The 12,128-nt window shown below is 37.1% G+C and carries 11 protein-coding genes; 3 read left to right on the top strand and 8 right to left on the bottom strand.

The window, feature by feature from the left end:
- Positions 1 to 3 precede the first annotated feature (3 nt).
- From MF4640_RS12725 to MF4640_RS12705, 5 genes are all read right to left on the bottom strand, one after another.
- A complete protein-coding gene (locus MF4640_RS12725; RefSeq protein ID WP_078389817.1) occupies positions 4 to 282 on the bottom strand; it encodes a hypothetical protein in 279 nt (92 codons plus the stop codon).
- An 84-nt stretch (positions 283 to 366) separates the two neighbouring features.
- Positions 367 to 1,275 carry an inovirus-type Gp2 protein gene (locus tag MF4640_RS12720; RefSeq protein ID WP_078389816.1) on the bottom strand — a complete coding sequence of 303 codons (909 nt, stop codon included), beginning with the start codon at positions 1,273 to 1,275 and terminating at the stop codon, positions 367 to 369.
- A gap of 305 nt (positions 1,276 to 1,580) precedes the next feature.
- A complete protein-coding gene (locus MF4640_RS12715; protein WP_078389815.1) occupies positions 1,581 to 4,346 on the bottom strand; it encodes a hypothetical protein in 2,766 nt (921 codons plus the stop codon).
- Between the two features lie 421 nt (positions 4,347 to 4,767).
- The gene (locus MF4640_RS12710; protein WP_078389814.1) at positions 4,768 to 5,913 is read right to left on the bottom strand and encodes a tyrosine-type recombinase/integrase; all 1,146 of its coding nucleotides are present in this window, start codon (positions 5,911 to 5,913) and stop codon (positions 4,768 to 4,770) included.
- 390 nt (positions 5,914 to 6,303) lie between these two features.
- The gene (locus tag MF4640_RS12705) at positions 6,304 to 6,984 is read right to left on the bottom strand and encodes a hypothetical protein (protein WP_078389813.1); all 681 of its coding nucleotides are present in this window, start codon (positions 6,982 to 6,984) and stop codon (positions 6,304 to 6,306) included.
- A 489-nt stretch (positions 6,985 to 7,473) separates the two neighbouring features.
- Between MF4640_RS12705 and MF4640_RS12700 the strand changes: the two genes are divergently transcribed.
- Genes MF4640_RS12700 through MF4640_RS12690 form a run of 3 tightly spaced genes read left to right on the top strand, consistent with a single transcriptional unit; the run spans position 7,474 to position 10,639 of the window.
- Positions 7,474 to 8,040 (top strand): LexA family protein, encoded by a 567-nt coding sequence (locus tag MF4640_RS12700; protein WP_078389812.1) that lies wholly within the window; start codon positions 7,474 to 7,476, stop codon positions 8,038 to 8,040.
- Entirely contained in the window at positions 8,037 to 9,335 is a 1,299-nt protein-coding gene (locus MF4640_RS12695; RefSeq protein ID WP_078389811.1) for a Y-family DNA polymerase, read from the top strand. Before MF4640_RS12700 ends, MF4640_RS12695 begins: the two co-directional genes overlap by 4 nt.
- Positions 9,336 to 9,376: 41 nt before the next feature.
- Positions 9,377 to 10,639, top strand: coding sequence for a hypothetical protein (locus MF4640_RS12690; RefSeq protein WP_078389810.1), 1,263 nt, complete (start codon positions 9,377 to 9,379; stop codon positions 10,637 to 10,639).
- A gap of 100 nt (positions 10,640 to 10,739) precedes the next feature.
- Here the strand turns inward: MF4640_RS12690 and MF4640_RS12685 are convergent, their stop codons facing one another.
- The 3 genes from MF4640_RS12685 to MF4640_RS19295 form a co-directional block, all read right to left on the bottom strand.
- Entirely contained in the window at positions 10,740 to 11,255 is a 516-nt protein-coding gene (locus MF4640_RS12685) for a glycoside hydrolase family 108 protein (protein ID WP_171263887.1), read from the bottom strand.
- Between the two features lie 248 nt (positions 11,256 to 11,503).
- Positions 11,504 to 11,785: a holin gene (locus MF4640_RS12680; RefSeq protein ID WP_078389808.1), complete on the bottom strand. Its 282-nt coding sequence runs from the start codon at positions 11,783 to 11,785 to the stop codon at positions 11,504 to 11,506.
- A gap of 72 nt (positions 11,786 to 11,857) precedes the next feature.
- On the bottom strand, positions 11,858 to 12,128 hold a 271-nt coding region (locus MF4640_RS19295), incomplete at its 5' end, for a hypothetical protein (RefSeq protein ID WP_161944382.1).

The raw sequence follows: 12,128 nt of genomic DNA, 5'->3' as shown, positions 1-12,128 counted from the left end.
AGCTTATTGGAAGTTTTGGTTACAGTGGTGGCAGTGGTAATAACACATCGGAATGTGCTGTTTAGGTGAATCGAATAAGCTACTGAATACCCCACCGATCACAGCACCTGCAATTCCACCAAGCAATGGAGATAGCGGTAAAGGTAGGGTTTTAGAAAGCGATGCACCAATCGTGGCAAAGGAGGCTGATGCTGCAACGCCTGTTCCAGCTGAGCCATTCACCTGTTGATTCATCACTTGAACGATTTGATCAGAAAAACAGTAAGGACAATGTTTACTCATAAGATATACCTCTAAAATGAAAAAAGGCTTACCGTATGGCAAGCCTCAGATTTTGAATGAAAGGGGAAAATAAACATTCAATCTTCATGTTAATGATATATATCTATGATTTTTTAGGATCAACCTTCTACCGCTCCTAGCTCTAGGCTTTGACTGCCCTTTGCTAAATTGCCTTATTCCCTGCACAGATGCTCTCAGGTATTGCTTGTCTTTTTGAGGATCAGCCAGATAGCTGATGGCAAGCCAAGCATTCTCAACCTCTTTTAGATTCCGCCTTTCGATCATTCCAATACCTAATTGATCTAGGTCCTTATAATATTTTTTATGGCTGGCTTGATTACAGTTAAAGAATATCCCATCTTCCTTTGTAATTTTTTCTAGCCAAAGCTCACCAATGGATTGTGCTAAATAATCATCTCTAACTCGAAGTGATCCGTTATAGATCACCAGCAGATGACAGTGGTAGCCTCTGCTTTTTCCGCCCTGCTCTAAACGATAGACATAACCTATCTGATCTTTGAAGATAGTGTCTTTATCCTGAATACGCCGTACCAATTTATTCACATCACGTTCAAATTGTTTTATGCCCGGTTGATCGTTGAGGCTATATGAAAGATCAACCCTGACCAGCAATAACTTGCGATGGCTTTCTACAAGATCATTAAAATACGCTTTCAAGTGATTGCGGTTGCGACGGTTATTGCTGCTGAATTTATCAAGAAAGTATTCATGTTCTTCAATAAGCTCATTCTGAAAACAACGGAATGCTCTGCTGTCCTTAAAGACTTCTAGATTTTCAAAGGATGTATGTTCTGGTAATAATTTAAAGTAGGCTTGAACTAAAGGACTGTATTCACATTTTGGATCGTAGACCGCTTCTGCTGCTCTTTTTAGTTCATCATAGTCCGCTTTAAAGTGAGTCCAGCGGTATGTTCTTTTAGTCGCCTTAAGCATGAAGTTTTCAATTTCAAGTAAGGTTTGTGCTTCGTTCATGAGTATATTTCCTGTGATTGAGTAAACTCATAGGAATCACTGCTCAGTATTTTTTACACATAGACTGAAATATTGAACTCAATAAAAAACCTTCATCATTTGGGGATGATGAAGGTTCATGAAGAAGATTAAGTATCTAATAAATAATATTAAATATATATCCTAGCCACATTAACTCAAAATGTACTCACTAGACTTTTCATAAAATGAAAAACGTTGCTTCTATAGCAAGCTGTCAAAATTCTACAATTTCTCCTGTTTTTATAGAAAAGATTGAAGCGGAAGTTACGCACAAAGTACTCAGTCTATTTAACTATCGGCTTAGCGATAGCTCTAGCTTTAGATCGCACGATTACAGTTTTTCCTATGAACTTATTCCCTACATCTGCTTTTGATATATCGGCTTGTTCTGCTTTAACTTCTGGGACCACACTAGATATCGGATCCAAAAGTTTACTATCTTGCTCTAATGCAAGCATGTTGATTGAATTCTCATAACTACCAGAAGTATCAACGGACTCAGCTTCTACACAGTATTGTTCATTCAATTTTGGAGTTTCAAATGCACTTGTTTCAACATTGGACAAAATCGGTATTTGAATATTACCCTTATGACCCGCAACCCTGCCTGTAATATGCTCAGAGAAATTAACAACTTCTTCTTTAACCTTAACTCCCTGATTTTTTCGTTTACGTCCCACAATTAAACAATCTTTCCTTGGTAATAAGTCACGATCCGCATCATCAACTAAAATTAAAGGGCCATAGGCATAAAATTTAGAGATACTCTCTATTAATAATTGTTTGTTTTTTCTTTGGTTTGGAAAAACCTCTAGATGCTCTTCATTTAAGGGACCTTCCATTTGCAACACATTTACAGATCTCGCTGACAATTGCTCATCCCTAAAACATTCAAATGCATTAGTCATATTGTTGGTTTTTTTCTGCTTCTGAATATAGGTTTGAATTTGTTCACTCTTTCTAGCGACATACTCAATCCAATAGTCAGCCACTTCTCTTTTTAGAGTATTCGGCTCAATCTCTTTTTTTTCATCGTACTCAAAAAAAAGTGTTGCATCGATATAAGGGGCTCGACTATACGGAACATAAATTCCGACATGATCAACTAAGCATACCCCAGCTGTGTGGCGACGTTTCAAATTATCAATGTAGTCTTGGAACATTGCATTAAATTTTTTAGCTATATCTAATTGCCCCACCGCTCCACACGTAAATATAAACCTCAAAACAATTACACCTTTTTGGAGAACTTGCTCAAGATAGTTTTTTATTGATACCTGATGCTTTTTGGCTTTCTGAAATGCCACTTTTTCATCTTTTGCTACAATCTGAAGGGTGCTGTTTTGATAATTATGCAGCTTCTCTTTAATCATTTGAATGGAATCGATTCTGACTGGCTGCGGAAAGTCATTGTTAAATTTTTTTAAGAATCTTATCGCTTCCGAGCGTAGGTCCTTAGATTGAAAACCCTTACTTGAAGAATAATTCCCTAGCACGTGGTTTGCATTTTTGAAACAACTCATCTCTAAAATTAAAATGAACTGCCGAAATAAAATGGTCAGTTTCAAAAAGGAAGGCTTTGCATTAAAGCCCTTCTGTATCTTTTCTGACTCAAAAGCATTTACACGTCTTAAAAACATCAGCTGAGTTAAAAATTTTTCAATTCGAATCAAATCTTCCAATAAGTGCTCATCGCCTTCCAGAATCGATGCTTGCTGACGATACAAGAACTCTATTACTTCTATTCGCTCTCTGGCTTGAGGAGTTAAATCCCTTAAATAAAAATATTTGTCTAAATTATCCGTATTTCTATCATCCAACAGATCGCTCAAGAATACTTTATTCTCAACTAGCTGCTGAAACAAAGATATCTGAGCTTTTTGAGGCTTTGATTTAATATAAATTTTTTCTTTAAAATATCTTAAATCATTAAAAAAAATAGAATAGTAACTTTCATACTCCTCAAGAAAAGAGCCCTTATCGACATCCAACAAAAAAACACTCGATAAAAAATATCTCAGGAACTTCTCTCGAAAATTTATTTGTTGTTTTTGACCTCTTAATTCTCCAATAAAATGATCTGAAGGATAAATCTTCTTGATCATTTGCTCTCGGTCGATCACCTTTATACTTTGAGCCTTTCGTATATCTACGAATGCATATATTTTTTTAGAATAATGTTCCACCAATTTTTCTTGGGAATCATAATTTTTTATCTTATAAATAACCAAATATGATAAAGCAAATGTGTTATGGCTCACTACATGCGCATGGTTAATGACTAATAAAACACCGTCATCGCCACCAAACTCCCTATCCATATAACAACCAAATTCAGCTACAAACTTAGACGAAAAAAATCGTACATTAGGGTCACTTAAATCATTCAAACTACTAGGTAAATAAACATCAAATACACTCACCCCAAATTTTACTTTTTGATCTAACAAATCGTCGTAGCTGGAAAGTAGCCTTTCATAATTTGTATTTTGTTCTGCAATTTTTTCATTAATCCAGTCAGCCTTTTGTTTTTCTTCATCACTTAAGACTGGAGATGAATCAACGGAGCTTTTATAGCGATCTAAAAAATCAAAAAACTTTGTGGCATCAAATTTTTCCAAACTCCACATGTTTCGTTCAGTAAGACCCCAATCTTTCATTTCTTCCGAACTATATAGAAATTTTTTATAACGATAAATTTTTGAATCCCAATAGTAGTACTTATGAAAATTAACAAATGCACTGGCCATTTCATCAGATGAACTTAGTCCAAGCACCTTGAAGAAATCGATAATCTCTTTAGTTTTATCGACATCTTTTTTTATTACAGAATCCTCATAATCTTCACGTGTATATGCGGAACCATTTTCAATTTTTGTAAGCACGTTATGGATCTGTTCTAACGCAACAATGGTCTCATTATAAATGGGCTGTTCAGTATAAATTTCACCTCCCACGGCTTTCGGCCTTTTATTCGGGAACTTAGCTCTCAGATAAATGAAGCACTCTTTATAGAAAGCTTCAGTATGCCCCATCCATTGCTTATTCATTATTTTCACCCCATCTATAGTCACTAAAGTACTATTTTTATCTTAAATAAGTGGATTTTATTAATATAATACATGAAAGCCAATAGAATAAGGCTTTAAATAAATTGTACATATATTTCTATCCCTTAAATATATCCATACTAAATATCAATTCAATTAACACTAAATACTATTTTTTATAACTCTATCTCACACTATAAATTCCTTCAAAACATCATTCAATCTTGTTGAATCCCCCATTTTTAGTAAACAGCATCAGCAGACTAAATAGGCTTATTAGCACTTTAAATCTTGGTTGAAATAGCAGGTGCATAGTCGCTTACAGCAGGAAACTCTCAAATTTTCAGCATAAAAAAAGACGTGCTAGGCACGTCTTTAAAATTAATTCAAACTAAAATTAATTGGAAAATTAAAATGAAAATTATTCTACTTCATACATCCAACTTCTTACCTGCTCCCCATACCACTCCATAATTTTTACCCGCTCATCCCAGTACTGCGCTCTGTTATAAGCGGATCGAATTCTGTTTTGAGGAACATGAGCAAGCTGACGTTCAATCGCATCGGGATTAAACAGATTTGATTCATTCACGACTGTACTGAATAGCGATCTAAAACCATGTGTTGTCATTCGACCTGCATAACCGGAACGCTTAATGACTGCCAAAATGGATTCACTACGCATCGGTTCTTTATTATTTAGACGATGTGGGAAAAGCAATTCTTGATTATGGGTAAGTCTTAAAGCTTGTAGCTCTTCAATCATCATGTCCGTCAACGGTACACGATGCGGAAGGCGATTCTTCATACGTTCTTCAGGGATATCCCACTTACGCCCTTCCAAATCAAACTCTTCCCAGCGCGCTTGCAGTAATTCACTTACCCGAACACCTGTCAACATAATTAATATAATGGCATGATGGGTTTGCTGATCGCTTGGGTAAGCTCTGACTTTTCCTAAAAACTCAGGCATCTCTGAAGCTGGTAACGATGCCAAATTTTTTACACGCTTATTTTTAAGCGCATAAACCAAATCACCAGCAGGATTATCGTAACGATAGCCATGAGCAATGGCATATTTCATAACCATTCCGCAACGAGATAAGGTACGTTTGGCTACTTCAAGTGAGCCTCTTGCCTCAATCTTTTTTATGATCTGCAAAATTTCAGGTGCTTGAATTTGGTTAATAGGCTTATTAGCAAGAGCAATATAAAGCTCATCCAAAGAAGCTTGAACATTGCTAATGTGTTTAGATGACCATGTTTCTTTTTGATTATTGAACCAATCTTCTGCAACCCCTTGAAAATGAGGCTGCATCACTTCGGCCTCAACCATATTTTTGAGTTTATACCTTAGATCAAGAGCTATCTCTCTTGCATGTTTTAGGCTCAGCTCGGGATATACACCTAATGCTTTTGACTTCCTTTGCCCATTTTCCGTATATCGGATAGACCAATATTTTTTCCCATTCGGATCTATTCGCAAAGAGAGACCATTAATATCAGAAAGGCGATACTGTTTTTCTTGAGGCTGTGCTTTTTTACACATCACATCTGTTAGTGACATATCGGTGTCCCACTTAATTAAACTTATTTAGTGGGTCAAATTGTCCCAATATTGACCCACACAAAGCAAAAATAGGGTCAAATCGCTTAGGACAGTATCGGACAATACAGCCAATAAAAAAGCCCTTAAACATTGAGTTTAAAGGCTTTTTTAGATTCCAATGGATTACTTCGGAAAGAATTTTGGTGGAGGTGGCGGGAGTTGAACCCGCAAACATCAAACACAATAAAACTCAATCAAACACAGACCTTTTAAATACTAGGCTTTGCACTTTTAATTTTTAATAGAATGCGATTGTTTTTCGTGGCAGCCTGTCAAAAAACCTGTCACTAGTTTATTAAAAAAACTATTATTGAAATACAGAAAGCATTTAATGGAATGACCTTTTAATTAGAGAATTTCATATAACTGGTCAATAAAAGATTCTATGTTCTTGATGCTTGAATCTAAGAATGGTAACAGGTCAATCTCTTCGTCACCGACTAATATTTTTCTATCTTTAGTAATTTTAAAATTAATTGGAACAGTGCCCTTTTTAGTTATATTTACCTCACCCTTATTTACAACGAAATCATCCAATTTTTGACCATTAACTGAGCAATTAGTAAACGTAATGTTTGAAGACTCACCGCAAGCATGTAATAAATTCATACCACCAGCAGTTATCATTACCGATTTAACCTTCTCATGATCACTTTTAATGTCTATCGCATTTTTATGCTTAGTATGATTAGTCATATCACATAAAGATTTAAGCCATTCTCCATCTGATTCAAAATTGTGCAATTTTATAATTTCAGCAAAGATATCTGGTCTTTCTGCCTGTAGTAAAGGTAGGTTTTTCTGCGTGGAATCGACTAAAGTTTCTAGGTTTTTTCCATATGGAAAATAAAATCTAACTTTAGGAGCGCTCAATTTTGAATTTATATCTTGAGCAGCATATTCAAGACAACTTCGCAGATGCTCTAGCATTGTTTTAACTTTTGGCGGTGGAATCTTCTTGTAACCACTTATTAATAAAAAGGTTTCTTTTACATCTTCAAGTAATTCATATATAGAATCTTTTCTCATCTTTCTTCATTCTGATAAAGTATTTTTCCTTATATTAATAGCAAATGAGTAATTAATGAATCTTAAAATGAAGTAAGCAAAACTTAAAAACTATACTTTATTGTTACATAACAAATATCAATAAAAGGCTAAAAATTAACGTTATCTTTATGTTTTTTCTATAGTTTGTAAAAGTGCCTGCAAAATAAATGCAAAATTCCTGCAAAACCATTATCGAAAATATAGAAAAGGTTGACCGTTTTGACGGCATGAAATTATGAATAATTTGGTGGTATTTTCACTTTCTATATTGCAGCTTTAAAGAGGCGCATGAGTTCTTCTTTGAAATGAAAGATGAGTACATCACCTTCCCTAAATCCCGCTTATCCGAAAATGGCCTTCAACCTAATTTAATTTGAAGGCCCGTTGATTATCCACAGCTTTTAAATTTGAATTTATTTTGACCGAAATCTACAATCTTGAAATCTGTTACAGAAATCAAGTTTGGCTATGAACGATATCAAGAACCATGGTGGTGTGAGACCCGGTGCGGGGCGAAAACGCTCAGAATTAACCACGCTCATCCGTGTGCCCAACTCTTCTGTTTTAGAAATCAAAGCCTTTCTAAAGAAGGCGAAATCTGATCCCGAAATCGATCACATACGCCAAGTTGACCCAGTCACGCATATGGCTATCCCCTTAGCGACAGAGCGCGTTCAAGCGGGTTTCCCTTCCCCTGCCCAAGATCATGTTGATAAGACCCTAGACCTTAATGAGCACCTGATAAAGAATCCAGCCGCGACATTCATTGTCCGAGTTAATTCACTGTCACTCATCAATATTGGTATCGATATTGGAGATGAGTTGATTGTCGATCGTAGTCTTGAAGCAAAGCACTGGGACATCGTGATTGCGTTGGTCGACAATGAGTTCACCGTTAAGCGTCTTATGTGTGAAGATGCTGGTGTATGTTGGCTAAAAGCTGAAAACCCTGATTATGACGACATTCATTTCAGTGAAGGACAAGAGTTCATTATTTGGGGTGTAGTTACCCGTGTTCTTAAGAGCTTCAGATGAGAAGCGAAAATAAGATCTATGCCTTAATTGACGTGAACAATTGTTACGTCAGTTGTGAGCGTGTATTTAATCCAAAGTTGAATAATAGACCGGTCATTGTGCTTTCAAACAATGATGGCTGTGCAGTGGCACGTTCACAGGAAGCTAAAGATCTTGGTATTAAAATGGGTGTGCCCCTGTTCCAAATCAAAGACATCGTTGAAAAGCATAATGTAGAAGTTCTTTCGAGTAACTATAAAGTCTATGCAGAAATGTCTAAGCGCTTTCACAGCATCCTTGCTGAGTATGTTGCACCAGGAGAGCATGAGATTTATTCGATCGATGAGTGCTTTTTAGACCTCACCGCATATGAGCATAAATTCGATTTGACGGAATACGCTCAAGACATGCGCGAGCGTATATCGAAGTGGATCGGCTTGCCTGTATCGGTTGGAATTGGTCGAAGTAAGACAGAGGCTAAGATTGCTAACCATATGGCGAAGAAAGCCAAACGCTTTTCAGGTATCTGCAATTTGGTATCAATGGACCCAAAACATAAGCATTACTTTTTTAGTTTGATCGATGTCTCTGAGGTTTGGGGAGTCGGTCGACAGCACAGCAAGAAACTGCATGCCATGGGTGTGCATACCGTTCAGGATCTTACTCGAACCGAACCGCGCAATATGAAAAGCCTCTTTTCCATTGTTATGGCCAAGACGGTAGCCGAGCTGCAAGGTATTTCTTGCATCGAGATTGAACATGCCCCACCCGCTAAAAAGCAAATCATCTCATCAAGGTCGTTTGGCCAACGTGTAACGGATAAAGAATCTTTGTCTGAAGCAATGAGTGATTACCTGCAGTCAGCAGTTAAACGTCTACGTGAAGATAAAAGCTTATGTGGCTGCGTGATTGCTTTTGCTGAGTCCAATCCATTTGATAAGAACAACCCGTTTTATAAGAAATCAATCAGTGTAGGTTTTGCCGAACCTACCGACTCTGCTGCTGTCATGAATAAAGCTGTGATCAAGCAAATGGGTGAACTGTTTCAAGAAGGTGTTGAGTTTAAAAAGTGCGGTGTGATTTTAACGTGTATTGAGAACAAAGCAGCCCATATTCCTGACCTGCTCAGTGATGTTGAATCTATAGAGCGCAACGAGAAGTTGCAGCTTGCCATGGAAGGTGTTAAGGAAAAGTTTGGAGATAAAAAGCTTGCGATCGGACCATGTAAATTACCAAACCGTGGCTGGTCGATGAGTCGGGGAAGTTTGACAAGAGATTATTTTAGCTGGGAGGGTATGTTGACTATTGATGATTAGTCTAATAGCTTATCAAGCTATTATAAAATTTGGAGAAAATTGTGGGGCAAGCAAAACAACGCGGCAGCTTGGCAGAACGTATAAAATTAGCCGAAGCAAATACTGTGAATTTATATTCTAATGAGAAATATGAAGAATTACTTAAAGATTCAACTAACCTAAAAGTACCAAGAATAATTGATGATAAAGTTAAAAATTTTTGTAATAAAATTTCTAAAATTGCCCCCCTTTACTTAAAAGTTACACCCGAACCAAAATCTACATTAGACAATTGTGATATCAATGTTAGAGATAAAATTCAAAGAGATGGGGGAACATTGGTTGCAGGATATAAAATCTGGTACTTAGAAGATGCTTATATTATGGCTGAAAGACATGCCGTCTGGAAAAATAATAAAAATGAGTTACATGAAATAAGTTTCGATTTAGAGCGCAACAAAGAAATATTATTTCTGCCAGACACAGAAAATTGTACTGTACTTGAAGATAAAATACCTCGTATTGATATGGCTTATATACAAAACCTCGAGAGTACAGCAGAGTATTGTAATATTGATTCACATTTTTTTTGGGAAAACCAAAAAAAGCAATCTGAAGGCTTAGTAGAGGTTGCGCAAACTGAAAATTACTTGGATTTTAGTAAACGAGTCTCACCTATATCTGACGCGATGCATTTAAGTGATATATTGCCATTAGAATCAATACAACAAGCTCTTGGTGAACAATACGATTATAAAATTAAACATATTAGAGATTTAGACTCTATTCTACAAAACTCTGAACTTAAAGGTGCGTTTTACGAAAACTGTGCATCAGGGTGGCACAACCATTGTGTAAGAAATCAACTACCTGAAGAACAACGTCGCATTGGAGAGTCATTCAATGCAGATAATAAGATACTTTACAAACAAATCGAACGAAGAATTGGGGCTTTAATCTTTGATGATTTAATCGCAATGAAAGTTTTTATTAATGAAAACCCTACTCCCGTAGCTGAGCTTTTCTTATCGACGACCTTTAATGGTGCACTAAAGATACATGATGTATGTTTTCAAAACATATTTAAACCAAAGGAAAAATACACACTTCAAAAGTATGAGGGGTTAAACGCATTCTCTCAGCTTATTTTGAACGCAAAATTATACTGTTCACAGCATGGCATAAATCAAATAAGTCTAACTGCTGCAAATATAGACCTCATACCTTTCTTTGAGAGCCATGGCTTTGTGGTTGAGGATAGTGAGGTTGCTAGAAAAGGAATATCTGTATTTAAAGCTGGAATTCCAATGCATTTATATCTATAGACTTTCTCAATTCACACACTGCACACAAACAGTGACATGCACCTTTGTCGAAATCGAATGCGCTGTGCAACCTGATAAGAGGATGCACAGCAACATGAGGCTAATTATCCTGAGCAGCATATTTCAAGTTATCCGCTACACGATTCGTCCAACCCTTACCATACGTGGACCAAGTCCCTAATGATGTATAAAACCTTAATCGCTCAGCAGTCAAAGTTAGGATTACGTCATTTAGGTCTTGAGCATTCACAGCTTCCATGGTTTTGGGACCAATAACTCCATCCGCAGTTACACCTACCGCTTGCTGCAACTCCATTACTGCCCGCTTCTTTCCTGCATTAATTGCAAAGTCCCATAACTGAAACGTGATAGCAGAATGCAGACCATTGCCGCCCAATTTATCCCACCAGTCTTTTTTGTAGATTTCCTTGGCTTGAGCAATCGTAAGATTTTTAATATCCAAATTTGGGTAGGTGTTTGCAGCAATGCCGTATTTAGTGCCTTTTAATACGCCTACTCCAACCTTGCCGCCAGTCCAGTTACCAGGATCACGCCGATCTGTACTATAGCCACCCTCATGCCCGATCAGGCGACGAAATGCTTCATCAAAAGTGATTGAATCCACTGGCAGTTTTGCAAAGCCTAAAATAGTCGGCTCAGGATGTAGTTCAGGTTGGTATTTCTTTTTGCCGAACAATGCTAGTGCGGGCAGTATTACGGTTAAAAGCATGGCATGGTATTGTGGCGGGATGATTTGCGTATCAACGCCCTGTTGTAGAATCACTGGAATAACGCCAAGAATGAAAGCTCCCCAAACTGGTAGTTTTACAGATAGGTATTTCATCGGATTGTCTTTTATATAACTCATTTCCCGCCCCATTTCATAGATTGTGTTTTAAGCCAATTCTCAATAAACGTACTCCCCATAATCCCAAGTGCTGACGCTAGAGAAATCAAGGCCAGTGGATTAATGTCAGGAATTTGCAAAATAATCGCTCCAGCTATAGTTGAAGTTGCTGCGCCCAAAATAGTGCGCCCTATAGTCAATCGCCATGTCAGCTTTTCATCTGAGACAAGCAGTTTGGCAAAGCCGATAGCCGCCCCGATTGCAATCAGTAAAAGTAAATTTTTCTCATGGTCTTGCATGAGACCCCCTAAATTTTGGTAATAAAAAACCCTGATCTAATTAAAGGTCAGGGTTAGTGGTGGTTTGTTGTGTTAATTAAACCCATCGGCCAGTCTATCTAGTTCACCGCTACGGATAGCTTGGGCTTGTGATGTTGAGGCGGTTTGTGTAGGCATCATTACAATAGATTTAATGCCACTCCCAGAACACTTATCAGTTATATATTTCATATTAGATTCCCACTCAGCGTAGCTTCGAGTTCTACCATCAACACCACCATCTACAACGCGCTTGTTTAGGAACATTAAGTTAGGATCAAAATCATATGCACTAAGTAGTGGCTCTGATGTAGCATCAATACCG

Source organism: Acinetobacter sp. MF4640 (genome assembly GCF_002018895.1).
GTDB classification, from domain to species: Bacteria; Pseudomonadota; Gammaproteobacteria; order Pseudomonadales; family Moraxellaceae; genus Acinetobacter; species Acinetobacter johnsonii.
This window is presented reverse-complemented; position numbering and strand designations above follow the sequence as displayed.